Consider the following 15,636-nt stretch of genomic DNA (forward strand, 5'->3'; position numbering starts at 1 on the left):
CCCTCTCGGAAGTGATCACTTCGTGTTATCACGGAGGCGCTGGAGATCACGTGGCGAGATGTGAGGCCTTGTCCGGCTTCCATGGCGTCGGCTGCAAAGGTGCACAAGATCGACATGAACGGGCCACACGTGCCGCACCGAGGGGCGGACGCTCACGCCGGACTCCCCGTGGCCGGCGTCAGGAGGCGTGTGCCGTGCCGCCGAGGATCTGCTCGCGCAGGATGTCCGCGTGGCCGCAGTGCTGGGCCAGCTCGCGCAGCGTGTGCAGGTAGACCCAGCGCAGCGGCAGCGGACCCCGGCGGTTGCCCCGCACGAGGTCGTCCAGTGACAGGTCCGCCGTGGCACGGCGGGACGCGGCACAGGTCTGCCGGTAGGCGTGCTGGACCGAGGCGACCGTGTCGTCGTCGTGGAGTTCGAACGACTCGTCGGGCGTGCCCGGGATACCGATCTCGCTGCGCGGCCGGCACGTGACGGCCTCGTCGAACCAGACCTTCTCGACGAACGTGGCGTGCTTGACGAGCCCCAGCAAGGTGGTCCTCGACGCGACCAGGGACCGGCGCGCCTGCTCCTCCGTCAGTCCGTCGAGGCTGTCGTGCAGCGCGGTCCGGTGCTCGTCGAGGAACGTCTCGAACTGCTCCCGGAGCGCTGCGCGGAAGACGGAGGGCTCCGTCGTCGGGTGGAAGGCCATGACCCCAACGATAGGCGTCTCAGTCGGACTTCCGGGCACCCTTGCCCACCGGCCCCGCCGTCCACCGGTGGCGGATGCGGCAGGGCCGGCGTGCCCGGAAGAGTCGGCGCGGAACGGATGGTCAGTCGCAGATGCGGGCGGTCGTGACCGCACCCCCGGCGTTCTCGTCGTCCGTGCCGAGGACCGCGACGCCGGAGCCGGGCACGCAGTCCACCGCTTCGACCTTGTGGCCCTGGAACGTCCGCAGCACCTCGGGACGGCCGGCCGCCCTCAGCCGCACCCGGCCCGAGCGGTCGAGCCGGACCGAACCCGCGTCGCTCACCGCCGAGTCGAACGGGCCGTCGTCCCCCTCGTCCGACGCCGAGGCGATCAGCAGGCGGCCCGAGTCGGTGACGGCGATGTCGGAGGCGTGCCGGACGTGGCCTGTGGGATACGGCGCACGGTAGACGGCCTTCGTCACGGCGCCGAACGCCGACCCCCCGTATGCGTCGAACGACAGCGGTGCCGCGTAGAGCGTCGCCGGCCGGTCGGTGCCCTCGCCCCGGTCGGCCCAGACGGCCGCCAGTCTGCCGTGCTGCGCAACGAGCGTGAAGCTCTCGAAGTTGTCGGCCTGGCCGATCGCCGGGAGCGGTGAGAGATCGCGGACCTCGACCGTCTTGCCGTCACCGGTGCTCCGGAGGTGGTAGACGAGGCCCCGGCTCGCCACGGCGAGGTACTCGTCGGAGGTGCCCGGCACGGCTTCGAGTGCCTCGAGGTCGATCGGCTCGGCGCCGCCCTGCCACTCGAGCGGCCGCACGCCCGTCGCGGATCCGGACTCGCCGGGCCCGTAGGTGAGCCGGGCGATGCGGGTCTCGCCGGGCCGCTTGTTGTCGAGGGCGACCAGGGCGCGGTAGGTGCCGCCCGACCGGGAGATGACGGTGAGCCCGCTCACGCCGCTTCTGATGTCGGATCCGACCTGCTGCCATCCGTCGGCCGCGGCGGCAGGATGCGTCGTACCACCCGTCGTACCACCCGTCGTACCAGCCGTCGTGCCACTCGTCGTGGCACCGGTCCGGGCCGCGGTCACGCCCGTGGAGGCGGCGACGGAGAGTCCCGCGCCGAGCAGAGCGATCGTGGACAGGACGGCCTTGCGTATGTGCATGGAGCTCCCCCTGAGGAGTGACGCGCGTAGATGAACGGGCTCGCCGGGAACGTAACGGCCCGGTCGCCCCCTCGGCAAGGGGTGCGGCCGTACGGCCGGTCCGCACTCTTGAACAATGCTCAGCTTTCCTGATGTGATCTGCCGCACTGCCGACCGACCGTGCCGGAGGTCTCATGTACCGCCGTCTGTTCGCCGCGCTCGTCTGCACCGTCCTGCTGTCCACCGCAACCGCCCACGCACGGCCCGCCGTCGAGGAGCACCGCGATCCGCTCCCGGGCGTTCCGCGACTCACCGACGACCGGGGCCGCGTCCTGACGCTGCGCGGCTGGAACGTCGAGGACAAGTCCCACCGCGGTGAGGCCGCCCTGTCCGCGATCGGCGAGCGGCACTTCCGGGACCTGCGGGCCCGGGGGTTCGGCTTCGCGCGGCTGCTGGTCTTCTGGGACGACCTCGAACCCGAACGAGGCCGTTACAGCGAGAGGTACCTCCAAAGGATCGAACGCATCCTGGACTGGGCGCACACGTACCGCATCCAGGTGCTGATCGACGCGCACCAGGACGTTTTCGGGCCCGCCTTCGGACACCGCGGCATCCCCGAGTGGGCGACGAGGACCGACGGACTGGCGTTCACCCCGCACCCCGGAGACTGGTTCTCCGAGTACTTCGAACCGGCCGTGCAGCGTGCGTTCACCCACCTCTACGAGGACCCGGACCTGCGGCGCGCCCAGGGGGACATGTGGCGGGTGCTGGCCACACGCCTCGGGAACCATCCCGCCGTCCTCGGCTACGACCTGATGAACGAGCCCATGGGCGAGATCGCACCGGGCGAGGATGTGCCGACGGCCGCCAGGCGCATCGAGCGCGACCACCTGACCCCCCTGTACAACCGCCTCGCCGACGCCGTCCGCTCCGTCGACGACGACTCCTGGCTCTTCTTCGAACCGACTCCCGCCGTGGGGGAGGGCGTCCCCACCGGTCTGGGCCGTGTCGACGACCCCAGGGCCGTCTACGCGCCCCACTTCTACAACACGGCGATGGAGGCGGGCGCCGACTACGACCCCTCGGCCGGCTGGGTCGAGGCGTACGAGGCCGCGGTGACCGACTACCCGCGCCGGTACCGCGTCCCCGTGGTGGTGGGGGAGTGGGGTCCGCTCAACAACTCCCTGCCGAACATGGGGCGTTTCTACCGTGACGCCCTGTCGTCCCTGAACCGCTACAGCTCCGGCTGGGCGGGCTACGTCTGGTGCTACGGCGACGGGTACTGCGCCGTCGACGCCCAGGGGCGCTTCCGCACCAACAAGGAGCAGACCATGGCGCCGTACGCCCCGGCGGTCGCCGGCCGGATCACCGCCGAGACGTACACGCCGGGCAGCGGCGCCTTCCGGCTCTCGTACCGGGCCGGACGCTGCGTCACCGAGATCTCCGTGCCGCCCCGGGCGGGCGGCTGGCGGATCGGCCTGACCGGGGCCGCCCGGACCGCCACCCCCGTGCTGCGGGGGGACCGCGCGGCGATCGCGCGCGTCGGAGCACGGCCCGGCGCACACGTCACCGTCGTCGTCACTCCGCGCACGAGGTGAACTGCCTGCCGCCGGTACAACTCTGGTGCCCTCACCAACAGAGGTGCGCTGAGGGGCACACGGCACGGACACCACCGGCGGTCAGCTCCGGCCCCGCTCCGCTACAGCGGCGCGAGGCGGGTCTTGAGCAGGCAGAACTCATTGCCCTCGGGGTCGGCGAGGACGTGCCACTGTTCCTCGCCCGTCTGGCCGATGTCGGCCGGGCGCGCACCCAGTTCCAGGAGGCGCTCCAGCTCGGCGTCCTGGTCGCGGTCGGTCGCGTTGACGTCGATGTGCAGCCGGGACTTGCCCTTCTCCGGCTCGTCCCGGCGGCTCAGAATGATCGTCGGCTGCGGACCGCCGAACCCCTCACGCGGCCCGATCTCCAGGGTGCCGTCGTCCTCGCGGTCCAGCACGACGAAGTCCAGGACCTCGCACCAGAACCGCGCCAGCAACTCCGGGTCACGGCAGCCGAGTACGAGTTCACTGATCCGACACGCCATGAGAGACCTGCTTTCAGCCGGGTGACTGCCGGAGGGACCACACGCGAAGCCCATGGTCCCCGGCGGTGAGAACGACTCGGCGACCGTACCGGACGGTCGAGCGCGGGTGAATCGATTTCCCGGTTCCCTTCACTCGCGCGGGCCGGCCAGGTTCCGCGCCTCCTCCCTGCGCCGGCGCTGCGCGGCGACGTTCGCCACGGGGGCGGAGTACATCAGCGCCCGGGTGTAGGCGTGCCGGGGAGCCCCGGTGACGTCGGCGGCGTCACCCGTCTCCACGATCTCCCCGCGGTGGATCACCGCCACCCGATGGCTCATGAACCGCACCACGGACAGGTCGTGCGTCACGAAGAGGTACGCCGTGCCGGTCTCTTCCTGGATGTCCAGCAGCAGGTCGAGCACCGCCCGCCGTGTCGTCAGGTCCAGTGCGGAGACCGGCTCGTCGCAGATGACGAGCCGGGGACGCAGGGCCAGCGCACGCGCGATGGCGACACGCTGCCGCTGGCCACCGGAGAACTCGCGGGGCAGGCGGTGGGCGGCGTCCGCGGGCAGCTGGACCCGGTCGAGCAGGTCACGGACCCGCTCCCGGGCCTCACGCGGACCCGTGCCGTGCGCGATCAGGGGCTCGGCGAGGGTGTCCCCGACGGTGAGCGAGGGGTTCAGGGAGGTGTACGGGTCCTGGAAGACGACCTGGAGGTCCCGGCTCAGAGCGCGACGGCGGTTGCGGCCGGCCGCGTGGACGGGCTCCCCGTCGAAGGTGATCGTGCCGGACCGCACCGGCACCAGACCCAGCACGGCGCGTCCGATGGTGGTCTTGCCCGACCCGGACTCCCCGACCAGACCGAGGGTCTCGCCCGGCCGGACGTCGAGGGACACCCCCTTGAGCACCTCCGTCCGCGGGGCGCGCCGGCCGCGGCCGGGAAAGGACACCCTCAGGTCCCGCACCTTGAGCAGGGGGACCTGCGGGACGGCGGGACCGGCGGTCCCGGTGACGTGGGCGGCGGTCATACGGTGGTGCTCCTCGCCTCTCGGGGCTGCCAGGGGCCACGTGCCGGAGCCTCGTCGAGGACGGCATCGAGCAGAGTGCGGGTGTAGGGATCCCCGGGGGAGTGCAGGACCTGTTCGGCGGTGCCGGTCTCCACGATCCGGCCGCCGTTCATCACCGCGACGCGGTCGCACAGGTCCGCGACCACCCCGAGGTCGTGGGTGACCAGGAGGACGCCGAGCCCGCGCTCCCGCTGAAGGCGGCGCAGCAGGTCGAGGACCTCCGCCTGGACCCGTACGTCGAGTGCCGTGGTGGGTTCGTCGGCGATGAGGAGTTCGGGGTCGCAGGACATCGCGCCGGCGATGAGGACCCGCTGGGCCATGCCGCCGGAGATCTGGTGCGGGTACAGCCGCAGTGCGTGTTCGGGCCGCGGGACCTCCACCAGGCGCAGCAGCTCGGCCGCGCGCCGGGCCGCCTCCCGCCGGGAGAGGCCGAGGGTGTGCCGCATGGGCTCCATGAGCTGGCTGCCGACGGTGAACGCGGGGTCGAGATTGTTCATCGGCTCCTGCGGGACGTAGGCGACGGTGCGGCCCCGCAGTTCCCGGCGGTCGCGCTCGCGCAGCCCGGTCACCTCCCGTCCGCCGACGAGGACGCTGCCGCCGCCGATCCGCCCGCCGTCGGGCAGGAGCCCGAGCACGGCGAAGGCGGTCTGGGTCTTGCCGGAGCCGGACTCGCCGACGAGTCCCACGATCTCCCCGGCGCGCACATCGAGGTCGACCCCGTGCACGACCTGCTTCTCGGTGCCGTCCGGCTGTGCGTAGGTCACGGTGAGCCCGCGCACGGACAGCAGCTCGGCCCGGTCGTCCGACGCACCCCCGGCTGTGCTGCGGTCCTTGTCGCCCGGCACCGGCGCCGTGCGGCGGCGCGCACTCCGCGGGCGGGCGGCGGCCGGCCGTCCGGCACGGTCCTCCAGGCCGTCGCGCAGGGCCGAGGCGAACAGGACGAGAGCGCCGTTGGTCAGGCCCAGGGCGAGGCCCGGCCACAGCATCAGCAGGGGCGCGCGCTGGATGTTCTGGAACGCCTCGTTGAGCATCGCGCCCCAGGTCGCCGTCGACCCGCTGCCGACGCCGAGGAACTCCAGGCCGGCCTGCAGGCCGATCGCGACGCCGGCGACGAGGGCCACCTGGATGATGACCGGTCCGCGCACGACGATCAGGACGTGCCGGGCCACGATGCGGGCGTCGGACAGGCCGGAGACCTTGGCGGCGTCGATGTACAGCTCGTTGCGCACGCCGGCGACGACGCCCCGCACCAGGCGGTGGAAGCTCGGTGCGGCGAGCACGCCCAGCACGACCATCAGGGCCCACACGCGGGGACCGAGAATGGCGCGGGAGGCGAGCAGCACCACCATCGCGGGCAGGGCCATGACGAGGTCGACCGTCCAGTTGGCGGCGGAGTCGAACCGGCCGCCGCGGTAGCCGGCGTACAGCCCGGCCGGCACGCCGAGGAACAGGGCGATGCCGAGGGCGATCAGCGCTCCGGCGAGGGTGTTGCGCCCGCCGTACAGGATGCGGGAGAGGATGTCGCGGCCCGCGGAGTCCATGCCCAGCGGGTGCCCGCCGCCCGGGTCGGCGAAGGCCTGGCCGAGCGAGGCGGCCGAGGGATCCTGCGGCGCCAGCCAGGGGGCCAGCAGCACCGCGGCGACGAGCAGCAGGAGCACGGCGGCGGACCCCGCGCCGAGGGGGTTGCGCAGCAGGCGCCGCAGCACGCGGCGACCGGGAACCGCCCCCCTCCCTCCGGCGCTCGCCGCGCTGTTGGAAGGACCCGCGGCAGGGGCGGGTACGTCGGCCGGAAGGTTCTCGCTCATGCGGCCCTCGCCTTCGGGTCGAGCCAGCCGATCATGATGTCGACCAGGAGGTTGATCAGGACGACACCGACGACGCTGAGCATGACCAGCGCCATGATCACGGGTATGTCGCCCCGGGTCGTGTAGGTGACGGTCATGCTGCCGATGCCGGGCAGCCCGAAGATCTGCTCCACGACGACCGCACCGCCCAGCAGGCCCACGAACTGCATGCCGAGTACCGACAGCGCGGGCGCGGAGGCGTTGCGCAGCACGTGCCGGAAGACGACCCGGGAGGCCGGCAGACCTCGGGCGCGCAGCGTACGGACGTAGTCCTGACGCAGGACGTCGATCACCGCGCCGCGCACCTGCTGGGAGACGCCGGCCACGGAGGCGACCGACAGGGACAGCACCGGCAGCGTGACCGTGGACAGCCAGCCGCCGGGTGATGCGGTGAAGGGGGTGTAGCCGATGGCCGGGAACCAGTTCAGCCGGACCGCGAAGACCAGCACGAGGACGAGCGTCACCAGGAAGCCGGGCAGCGCGTAGCCCACGACCCCCAGCACCTGGACGAACCGGTCGACGGCGCCGCGCCGCACCCCCGCCAGGACGCCGAGCAGGAAGGAGACCACCGTGGTGACCAGCGTGACGCCGGCCATCAGGCTGAGGGTGACCGGCAGTCGGCCCGTCACCGCCCGGGTGACGTCCTCGCTGGTGAACCACGAGGTGCCGAGGTCGCCGCGCAGGGCGTGGGCCAGCCAGTCGGCGTACTGCCGCAGCACCGGCCGGTCCAGGCCGAGGGCGGCGTTCTTCGCGTCGACGGCGGCCTGGTCGGCGCCCTGGCCGAGGAGCTGCCGTCCGACGTCGGTGCCGGGAACCGACAGCAGGACGTAACTGAGCAGGGAGATGACGACCAGGAGCAGGATGCCGGAGGCGATCCGGCGGGCGATGAAGTTCAGCATGGCACTCGGTATCCGTGACGGGCCGTCCGGGGCGGTGCGGGCGTCGGCGGCCCGTTCCGCCCCGGCAGCTCCCGGGTCACTTGGCGGGGGAGTAGTTGTAGATCGACGGGACGGCCATGCCGGACTGCGGGCGGATGGTCACCGACCCGTCGGAGACGTGCAGGTAGCTCATCCGGTAGAAGGGCACGAACCACGCTTCCTCCACCAGGTGCTCGCCCAGCGTCCGGACCGCCGCTCCGGCCTCTTCGGCCGTTCCGGACTGGATCCGCGGGACCAGGTCCCGCACGGTCGCGTCGGTGGTGCCGAACATGTTGAAGGCGCCGGGGTTGACCAGTTCGTCGACCACGACCCAGTCCGACGAGGACTGGCCCATGTTCATCACCATCCCGGAGTACGCGCGGTCGGTGAACACCTTCTGCACGGCCGAGGCACCGTCGAGGTCGTCCCAGACCAGCTTCACCCCGACGGCCTCGAAGTCGCCGGCCAGTGACGCGGCGAGCGCGTCGTTGACGATGGCGGCGATGCGGGGGAGCCTGAGCGTGAATCCGTCGCCGTACCCGGCCGCCCGCAGCAACTCCCTGGCCCGGTCCGGGGCGTGGGGGTAGTAGGTGTCCAGCTTCTCGTCGTAGCCGTGCGTGTCGGGGCCGAAGACCTGCGAGGTGATCTCACCGCGGTTCTGCCGGATGGCCTCGAGCATCGTCTTCCGGTCGATGGCGAGGTTGAGTGCCTGGCGGACGCGGGGGTCCTTCAGCGCCGGGGTGAGCTTCCCGCCCCGGTCGAAGAGGAGCAGGCCCTGGAAGTCGAACTCCTGCTTCGTCGTCTTCATCCGGGGGTCGGACTCGATGCTGATCTGCTGATCGGCGCTCTGCAGGAGGGCGGCGTTCACCTGACCGGTCTTCAGGCCGTTGACGATGGCCGTCTCGTTGTCGAAGAAGCTCATCGTGAGCGTCTCGTACGGCAGGGGCTCGCCCCAGTAGTCGGGATTGCGCTGGTAGACCCACTTGGTGCCGACCGTCGTCCTCGCCTTGTCGAGACGGTAGGGGCCGGTGCCGTCGGGGGTCGTCTTCAGAGCGTCGCCCTTGGCGAAGGCCGCCGGGTTGGCCATCAGGCCGGCCGCGTCGCTCAGGTAGAAGAGCATCGCGGGGTTGGGCTGCTTCAGCTTCAGCGTCGCGTGCGAGGCGTCCCGGACCTCCACCGACTCCAGGTCCTTCAGCCACTTGGCGTCGGCGCCGCCGCCCTTGGCGAAGCGCTCCATGTTCGCCTTCACCGCCGCCGCGTCGAAGGCCGAGCCGTCCGCGAATTTCACGTCCGTGCGCAGGGTGAGAGCGAGTTCCGTGCGATCGGCGTTGTACTTCCACGCGGTGGCGAGCATGGGGCGGAACACGCCGTCGGGCTCGCGCTCGACCAGGGTGTCGTACGTGGCCTGGAAGAACGGCAGGGCACTGCCGACCGCCTGGGCGGGGTCGAGGCTCTGCGGAAAGGTCATGGTCGCGATGTTCAGTGCCGACGAGCCGGTGGCGGTGGTGCCGGAGCCGGTGCATCCCGCGAGGGCGAGCGACGCCGCGGCACAGGCGGCCACGGCCCCGGTTCGGACGGTTCTGGTCATGAGGATCACTCCGTGTGGAGGGCCGGGGGAGGGTCGTCCCGGACGAGATGGGCGGTGAGCTTAACCGCAGAACTAACCACTCGGTAGGTTTTTCTCGCGGTCAGGTCGGCCGACTGGTAATTTCCTGGGGTCCTGGCGGGGCCGTGACGGCGCCGTCCTGCGATCCACCGGTGACGACGGCAGGAGAGTGCCGAAGTGAGCGCACGACCCGAGGACGCCGCGCGCCGCCCCTCCAAGGGCGAGCGGACGCGGGCCCGCATCCTCGACTCCGCGACCGAGTTGTTCTCCCGTGCAGGCTTCAACGCCGTGTCGCTGCGGGACATCGCCGCGCACGCGGGGCTGACCCACGCCGGTGTGCTGCACCACTTCGCCGGCAAGGAGGCCCTGCTGGCCGCGGTGCTGAGCCACCGGGACCGCTTGGACGCCCAGTCGGTGTTCCCCGGCATCACGCATCCGGGTGCGCCCGAGCCGGTGCCGGCCGAGCGGCTGCGGATGCTGGTCGGCGTGGTCGCCCGCAACAGCGCGACCCCGGGTCTGGTCGCCCTCTACACCAAGCTGTCGGCCGAGGCCACCGACCCGGGGCACCCAGCCCACCACTACTTCAAGGAGCGGTACCGCGTCCTGCGGGAGGAGCTGACCGTTCTCGTCGAGGCGCTGCGGGCGGCGGCGGATCCGCCGCCGGCGGTCGAACCGGCGGTCGTCGCACGGCAGTTGCTGGCGCTGATGGACGGGCTCCAGACCCAGTGGCTGCTGGAGCCGGAAGCCGTGGCGATGGAGGACCTGGTGCGCGACTACCTGGTCCGGCTGGGTCTCGGTCCGGACGGCGGTGAGCCGGAGACGGGCGTCAGCGGGTGAGCGCGGCGAGCACCGCATCGGCCGTGCTCCGGTGCCCGGCGGCGTTGGGATGGAAACCGGCCGCCGCGGCCGTGTCCTCGGGCTCGATCCAGCGCACACCCTCCGGCCGGCACACGTCGTGACCGACGGAGGGGCCGTAGGCGTCGACGTAGGCGGCCCCGTGCGCCCCGGCCTGCTGTGCGAGCGTGGTGTCGAGCTGCTTGGCCTTGTCCCGCAGCCACGGGAAGTCGCCCTCGGCGAGCGCGACCGTCTCCCGGCAGGCCGTGCCGTCGTCGGGGAAGATCGCCGGATACCCGACCACCAGCACCCTGGCGTGCGGGGAGCGGGCGTGGATCTCGTCCACGACGGCCGCCACGCGCGGTGCCGTGGCCGTGATGCGGGAACCGATCTCGTCGGTGCCGAACAGCGTGTAACTCCCCTTGCACGGCGCTCCGTGCGGGGCGAGGTACCCGAGGAGCACGCAGCGCGTGATGACGCCGGTCAGGTCGAGGTCGTTGCCGCCGATGCCCAGCGTCACCAGGGTGGTGTCGGGCCGCAGGGCGTCGAGCTGCGGCGGGACCGCGTCCTGCGGCTCCGTCATGTGACGGGTCTCGGCGCCCGCACAGGTCACGTCGGTGAACGAGGCGGCGCCCACCGCCCGGGCCACCAGCGAGGGGTAGTCCGCCGAGGAGCGCCCGCAGACCGGGTCGGTCTGCTCGGGGATGCCGAGCCCCGAACTGAAGGAGTCGCCGAGCGCGACGTAACGCACCTCGGCGGCGCTCCGCCCGGCCGCGTGCGCCGGCACCGGGGCCGCGGCGGCGGCCGTCGCGGCGCCGGACAGGGCGGCGACGGCCACCACGGCGGTGGCCGCGTGCCGTGCCGCGCGCCGCGTCGCGCGTCTTGCGGGTGGTGCACCGGACGGCTGACTGGACCGGGACATGGCGGTTCCTCGATTCGTCGGTGGGGAGATGCGAAAACCGTACGGTGATCGGTTTCTGGTCGTCAATAGGCCGTGCGGTCAAGGCCGGGCCATGTCGGCCGCCGTGGCTACCGGCTGGTAGAGATCCCTTGACAGTAAAAACCGATCACTTTACGGTTTTTGTACTTTCCCCGCCTGTGCTCCCCTCCACCCCGTACTCATCTGCCTCACCGGAACCAAAGAGGTGCGCGTATGCCCCAGCAGCCCCCGACAGGTGCGCCGACGACCCACCCGGACCCGTCGACGCCGTCTCTCGGCCTCGCCGACAAGGCCTCACTGACCAGCGGAGCGGGCGACTTCGTCACGGTCGGCCTCACCGCGGCCGGGATTCCCGCCGTCTCCCTGTCCGACGGCCCGCACGGTCTGCGGCTGCCGAAGGAGAGCGGCGACGGCGGTCAGCTCGACCTGCACAGCGCCGCACCGGCCACCTGCTTCCCGCCCGCCGTGGCGCTGGGCAGCTGCTGGGACCCGGACGTCGCCCGCCGCGTCGCGGGCGCTGTCGCGGCGGAGGCGTCGGCCCACGGCGTGCACGTGGTGCTCGGACCGGGCATCAACATCAAGCGGTCACCGCTGTGCGGGCGCAACTTCGAGTACTTCTCGGAAGACCCCCTGCTCACGGCGGAGATGGGCGGTGCCGTGGTCCGCGGCCTGCAGGAGGCGGGCGTCGGCGCGGCGCTCAAGCACTACGCCGCCAACAACCAGGAGACCGACCGCATGCGCGTCAGCGCCGACGTGGACGAGCGCCCGCTGCGCGAGATCTACCTGCGGGCCTTCGAACGCATCGTCCGCCGCGACCGCCCCTGGTCGGTCATGGCCTCCTACAACGCGCTCAACGGCGTACCGCTGTCGCAGAACACACGGCTGCTCACCGGCATCCTGCGCACCGAATGGGGCTTCGACGGCGTCGTCATGTCCGACTGGGGCGCGGTACGCGACCGGGTCGCCGCACTGCGTGCCGGTCTGGACCTCCAGATGCCCGGCACGGGCGGGCGCACCGACCGCGAGGTCGTCGACGCCGTGAACCGCGGCGACCTCGACGAGGCGGTGCTCGACACCGCGGTCGAACGTCTCGCCCGCTTCGCCCGGCGCGCGACGCGAGGCGCCCGGTCCGGCCCCGGGTTCTCCGCCGAAGAGCACCACCGCCTGGCCGGCGAGGCGGCGGACCGGTGCGTCGTGCTCCTCAAGAACGACGCCGGCATCCTGCCCCTGGACGCGTCCTCCGGCACCGTCGCGGTCATCGGCGAACTGGCCCGCACTCCCCGCTACCAGGGCGCGGGCAGCTCCCAGGTGACACCGACCCGCCTCGACACGCCACTGGAGTGCCTGCGACGTCTCGCCGACGGTGCGCGCGTGGAGTTCGCCCCGGGCTACGCCCTCGCCGGAGCCGGGGGCGCCGGCCCGGCCGCGTCCGACGAGGACGAAGCGGTGCGTCTCGCCGCCGGGAGCGACACCGTCGTCCTCTTCCTCGGCCTGGCCGCGCTGGACGAGTCGGAGGGCTTCGACCGCACCCACATCGACCTGCCCGCCGACCAGTTGCGCCTGCTGGAGCGCGTCCGTGCCGTCAACGACCGGGTGTGCGTGGTGCTGTCCAACGGCGGTGCCGTGCGCACCTCGCCCTGGCACGACACGGTCCCCGCCGTGGTGGAGGGCTGGCTGCTCGGCCAGGCGGGCGGCGGCGCCCTGGCCCGGGTCCTGTTCGGCGTGGTCAACCCCTCGGGCAAGCTGGCCGAGACGATCCCGCTGCGTCTGGAGGACAGCCCCAGCCACCTGTCCTTCCCCGGCGAGGAGGGCCGGGTCCGCTACGGCGAGGGAGTGTTCGTCGGCTACCGCGGATACGACGCGGCTCGCCGCGAAGTCGCCTTCCCGTTCGGTCACGGGCTCTCCTACACCACGTTCGCCTACTCCGGCCTGCGCGTGGACGCGACGGAGGACGGCGAGTCGTTCACCGTGTGGGTGACCGTCACCAACACCGGTGACCGCGCGGGCCGCGAAGTGGTCCAGTTCTACAGCGCCGCACCCGCCGCCTCCGTGGTCGCCCGCCCGCCGAGGGAACTGCGCGCCTTCGCCTCGCTGTTCCTGGCTCCCGGGGAGAGCCGGGAGGCGGTCGTGGAGCTGGCCCGCGCCGACCTGGCCCACTACAGCGAACGCGAGGGCGGCTGGCGGGTCGAGGGCGGTGCGTACCGCATCGAGGTGGGCGCCTCGTCGCGGGACATCCGGCTGTCGGCCGAGCTGACCGTCGACGGCGATCCCTCGCGGCTGCGCCTGACCGGCCGCAACACGCTCGCGGAGTGGCTGCGGCATCCGGTGGGCGGACCGCTCCTGGCCGAGCGGTTCGCCCGCGCCCGGGCGGACGCGGCCGGGCCCGGCGCCATGGACGATCCGGTGATGCGGCGGTTCCTCGCCGGCATTCCGCTCGACGTGATCTCCGAGTTCCCGCAGAGCCCGGTGTCGCCCGAGGCCGTACGGGAACTGGCCGATGCCGTCGAGACCGGTGCCGCGACCGCCGACGGCGACGCCCCGCGCGCCGCGCCCCGGTGAGCGCCGGGGACGACGCACCCCGCGCGCCGGCCGGGGAGCACGGAGGGCGGGACCCGCACCGGGTCCCGCCCTCCGTCTCCCGGCCGTCCCGGGTCAGTCGTCCTGCCGCGGAGCGAGCAGCCGCATGACGTCGTCGACGGGCTGCTCCATGTCCGTCGATCGGTCGATGAGCCACTGCAGCTGGATGCCGTCGGCCACCGCCAGCAGCAGCACCGCCAGCCGCTCGGGCGGGACGACCGTCGTCATGCGGCCCTCGTCCATCGCCTTGCGCACGTACGCGGCCACCCGCTCGCGCAGCACCGGGTAGCGCTCGGCGAAGTGCGCGTGCGCGGGGTGCCCGGTGTCACTGGCGGCCGCCGCCATGGACACGAACAACTCCACCAGACCGGGTGTTCTGGCACCCTCCCGGATGATCTCGCGGTAGCTCTCGGGGCTGGTGCGCTCGTCCTGCCGCATCCGGGCGGTCTCGTCGCGCATGCGCAGCACCTGGGTGAGCAGGTCCTCCTTGGAGTCGAAGTAGTGCATCAGCCCCGGGAGGCTGAGATTGCACCGGGCGGCGACCTTGCGCAGCGAGGTCCCCCGGTAGCCCTCGGCCGCGAAGATCTCCAGAGCCGCGTGCAGGATCTCGCCGCGCTTCGCCTCGCCCTTCTCGTACGGGCCCCGTTTCGCCATGCCGGTCAGCCTAACCCGCACCGACGACGCCGGCCGCCGTGGCGGCGGGGGCGTCCGGCAGGCGCCCGGAGCGGGCCACGGAGCCCAGCCAGCGGGCCGACTCCCTGGGGTGCCGGGCGAAGGAGTGCGGATCGACCGCGATGAGCCCGAAGGTCGGCCGGTAGGAACCCCACTCGTAGTTGTCCAGCGCGCTCCAGTGCAGGTAGCCGCGCACGTCCACGCCGTCGCGCAGGGCGGCGGCCAGGCTCGCCAGCGCCCTGGTGGTGTAGGAGACGCGGAGCGCGTCGTCGTCGGTGGCGATGCCGTTCTCCGTGACCAGGAGGGGGACGCCCGGGCCGACCACGGCGGCGGTGTGCCGTACCGCCTCGCCCAGCGCCTCGGGGTACACCTCCCAGCCCGTCAGCGTGGTCGCGGCACCCGGCGGCACGGGCAGGGGGCCGTCCGGGCCGATCCGGTGCCGTGTGTAGGCCTGGACGCCGATCCAGTCGTCCTCGCGGGCGGCCTCCAGGAAGACGTCCTCGCGGGGCCCCGCGTACGCGGCGGCGACCTCCTCGGCGCCCGGCTCGGCCTGGTAGACCTGGTTGGCGACGGTCCAGCCCACCCGCAGCCCGGGGTCGGCGGCCTTCAGCACGCCGAACGCCGCCCGGTGCGCCCGGATCAGCGCCCTCGTCACGTCGGCGTCCGGTTCCAGGGAACCCGGGTCGAAGGCCGCCGCGCCCGAGCGGTCACCGAGGCGGACCGGCGTGCGGGCGGCCTCGCGCTTCAGGGCGTGCATCAGCGCCACCATGTTGGGTTCGTTGATCGTGGCCACGTGACGGGCACCGGCCGCGAGCACCTCTGCGGCCACGGCCGCGTAGGCCGCGAACAGGTCGGCCGACTCGGGCGAGGACCATCCTCCGAGCTCGCTGAACCAGCGCGGTGAGGTGAAGTGGTGCAGCGTCACCACCGGCTCCAGCCCGCGTTCCAGGGCCCCGCGGACCATGTCCCGGTAGTGGGCGACGGCGGCCCGCGAGATCCGCCCGCGCTCGGGCTCCACACGGGCCCATTCGATGCCGAAACGGTAGGCGTTGAAACCCAGTTCGCTCAGCAGGTCCATGTCCTGCGGCCAGCGGTGGAAGCTGTCGGCCGCGTCCCCGCTGGGCTCGGCGACGAAGCTGCCCGGCCGGTTCTCGATGGCCCACCAGTCGCTGGAGACGTTGTTCCCCTCGACCTGGTGGGCGGAGGTGGAGGCTCCCATGAGGAAGCCGTGCGGCAGCACGAGACCGGGCCCGGTCGGGGGTGTCATACGGGGGCTCCTTCCGCCTCGAGCCCGGCCGGCGTGGGGCCGGAACC

The 15,636-nt window shown here is 72.6% G+C and carries 13 protein-coding genes; 3 read left to right on the forward strand and 10 right to left on the reverse strand.

Annotated elements, in window-relative coordinates; all coding sequences use genetic code 11:
- Positions 1–178: 178 nt before the first annotated feature.
- Complete coding sequence (locus tag ACGF3H_RS32625) at positions 179–688, reverse strand: DinB family protein (RefSeq protein ID WP_362493045.1); 510 nt, start codon at positions 686–688, stop codon at positions 179–181.
- Positions 689–809: 121 nt separating this feature from the next.
- Positions 810–1,829 carry a hypothetical protein gene (locus tag ACGF3H_RS32630; RefSeq protein WP_362493048.1) on the reverse strand — a complete coding sequence of 340 codons (1,020 nt, stop codon included), beginning with the start codon at positions 1,827–1,829 and terminating at the stop codon, positions 810–812.
- 173 nt (positions 1,830–2,002) lie between these two features.
- On the opposite strand from ACGF3H_RS32630, the gene ACGF3H_RS32635 reads away from it, so the two are divergent.
- A complete protein-coding gene (locus tag ACGF3H_RS32635; RefSeq protein ID WP_362493051.1) occupies positions 2,003–3,406 on the forward strand; it encodes a cellulase family glycosylhydrolase in 1,404 nt (467 codons plus the stop codon).
- Positions 3,407–3,507: 101 nt separating this feature from the next.
- Here ACGF3H_RS32635 and ACGF3H_RS32640 read toward each other — a convergent pair whose 3' ends face one another.
- From ACGF3H_RS32640 to ACGF3H_RS32660, 5 genes are all read right to left on the reverse strand, one after another.
- A complete protein-coding gene (locus ACGF3H_RS32640) occupies positions 3,508–3,888 on the reverse strand; it encodes a VOC family protein (RefSeq protein ID WP_362493054.1) in 381 nt (126 codons plus the stop codon).
- 129 nt (positions 3,889–4,017) lie between these two features.
- A complete protein-coding gene (locus tag ACGF3H_RS32645) occupies positions 4,018–4,893 on the reverse strand; it encodes an ATP-binding cassette domain-containing protein (protein WP_362493056.1) in 876 nt (291 codons plus the stop codon).
- Complete coding sequence (locus ACGF3H_RS32650) at positions 4,890–6,737, reverse strand: dipeptide/oligopeptide/nickel ABC transporter permease/ATP-binding protein (protein WP_362493059.1); 1,848 nt, start codon at positions 6,735–6,737, stop codon at positions 4,890–4,892. Before ACGF3H_RS32650 ends, ACGF3H_RS32645 begins: the two co-directional genes overlap by 4 nt.
- Positions 6,734–7,675 carry an ABC transporter permease gene (locus ACGF3H_RS32655; protein WP_362493062.1) on the reverse strand — a complete coding sequence of 314 codons (942 nt, stop codon included), beginning with the start codon at positions 7,673–7,675 and terminating at the stop codon, positions 6,734–6,736. The genes ACGF3H_RS32650 and ACGF3H_RS32655 overlap by 4 nt, the downstream gene beginning before the upstream one ends.
- A 76-nt stretch (positions 7,676–7,751) precedes the next feature.
- Positions 7,752–9,281: an ABC transporter substrate-binding protein gene (locus ACGF3H_RS32660; RefSeq protein ID WP_362493065.1), complete on the reverse strand. Its 1,530-nt coding sequence runs from the start codon at positions 9,279–9,281 to the stop codon at positions 7,752–7,754.
- A gap of 195 nt (positions 9,282–9,476) precedes the next feature.
- On the opposite strand from ACGF3H_RS32660, the gene ACGF3H_RS32665 reads away from it, so the two are divergent.
- A complete protein-coding gene (locus ACGF3H_RS32665) occupies positions 9,477–10,136 on the forward strand; it encodes a TetR/AcrR family transcriptional regulator (RefSeq protein ID WP_362493068.1) in 660 nt (219 codons plus the stop codon).
- On the opposite strand, the gene ACGF3H_RS32670 is transcribed toward ACGF3H_RS32665, so the two are convergent.
- Positions 10,126–11,055 carry an SGNH/GDSL hydrolase family protein gene (locus ACGF3H_RS32670; RefSeq protein ID WP_362493071.1) on the reverse strand — a complete coding sequence of 310 codons (930 nt, stop codon included), beginning with the start codon at positions 11,053–11,055 and terminating at the stop codon, positions 10,126–10,128. The genes ACGF3H_RS32665 and ACGF3H_RS32670 overlap by 11 nt on opposite strands.
- 231 nt (positions 11,056–11,286) lie before the next feature.
- Here ACGF3H_RS32670 and ACGF3H_RS32675 point away from each other — a divergent pair, with 231 nt between their 5' ends.
- Positions 11,287–13,632, forward strand: a complete 2,346-nt coding sequence (locus ACGF3H_RS32675) for a glycoside hydrolase family 3 C-terminal domain-containing protein (RefSeq protein ID WP_362493074.1) — start codon at positions 11,287–11,289, stop codon at positions 13,630–13,632.
- Positions 13,633–13,725: 93 nt separating this feature from the next.
- Here ACGF3H_RS32675 and ACGF3H_RS32680 read toward each other — a convergent pair whose 3' ends face one another.
- Both ACGF3H_RS32680 and ACGF3H_RS32685 read right to left on the reverse strand, forming a co-directional pair.
- Entirely contained in the window at positions 13,726–14,304 is a 579-nt protein-coding gene (locus ACGF3H_RS32680; protein WP_362493077.1) for a helix-turn-helix domain-containing protein, read from the reverse strand.
- Between the two features lie 10 nt (positions 14,305–14,314).
- Positions 14,315–15,589, reverse strand: a complete 1,275-nt coding sequence (locus ACGF3H_RS32685) for a family 1 glycosylhydrolase (protein ID WP_362493080.1) — start codon at positions 15,587–15,589, stop codon at positions 14,315–14,317.
- Positions 15,590–15,636: the final 47 nt, after the last annotated feature.

Source organism: Streptomyces sp. NPDC048185 (assembly GCF_043202495.1).
Lineage (GTDB): Bacteria > Actinomycetota > Actinomycetes > Streptomycetales > Streptomycetaceae > Streptomyces.

Excerpts from the sequence above, each read along its gene's own strand:
- ACGF3H_RS32630 (WP_362493048.1), bottom strand. The coding sequence starts at position 1,829 with ATGCACATACGCAAGGCCGTCCTGTCCACGATCGCTCTGCTCGGCGCG.
- ACGF3H_RS32675 (WP_362493074.1), top strand. The coding sequence starts at position 11,287 with ATGCCCCAGCAGCCCCCGACAGGTGCGCCGACGACCCACCCGGACCCG.
- ACGF3H_RS32680 (WP_362493077.1), bottom strand. The coding sequence starts at position 14,304 with ATGGCGAAACGGGGCCCGTACGAGAAGGGCGAGGCGAAGCGCGGCGAG.
- ACGF3H_RS32660 (WP_362493065.1), bottom strand. The coding sequence starts at position 9,281 with ATGACCAGAACCGTCCGAACCGGGGCCGTGGCCGCCTGTGCCGCGGCG.
- ACGF3H_RS32685 (WP_362493080.1), bottom strand. The coding sequence starts at position 15,589 with ATGACACCCCCGACCGGGCCCGGTCTCGTGCTGCCGCACGGCTTCCTC.
- ACGF3H_RS32650 (WP_362493059.1), bottom strand. The coding sequence starts at position 6,737 with ATGAGCGAGAACCTTCCGGCCGACGTACCCGCCCCTGCCGCGGGTCCT.
- ACGF3H_RS32625 (WP_362493045.1), bottom strand. The coding sequence starts at position 688 with ATGGCCTTCCACCCGACGACGGAGCCCTCCGTCTTCCGCGCAGCGCTC.
- ACGF3H_RS32640 (WP_362493054.1), bottom strand. The coding sequence starts at position 3,888 with ATGGCGTGTCGGATCAGTGAACTCGTACTCGGCTGCCGTGACCCGGAG.
- ACGF3H_RS32635 (WP_362493051.1), top strand. The coding sequence starts at position 2,003 with ATGTACCGCCGTCTGTTCGCCGCGCTCGTCTGCACCGTCCTGCTGTCC.
- ACGF3H_RS32645 (WP_362493056.1), bottom strand. The coding sequence starts at position 4,893 with ATGACCGCCGCCCACGTCACCGGGACCGCCGGTCCCGCCGTCCCGCAG.
- ACGF3H_RS32655 (WP_362493062.1), bottom strand. The coding sequence starts at position 7,675 with ATGCTGAACTTCATCGCCCGCCGGATCGCCTCCGGCATCCTGCTCCTG.
- ACGF3H_RS32670 (WP_362493071.1), bottom strand. The coding sequence starts at position 11,055 with ATGTCCCGGTCCAGTCAGCCGTCCGGTGCACCACCCGCAAGACGCGCG.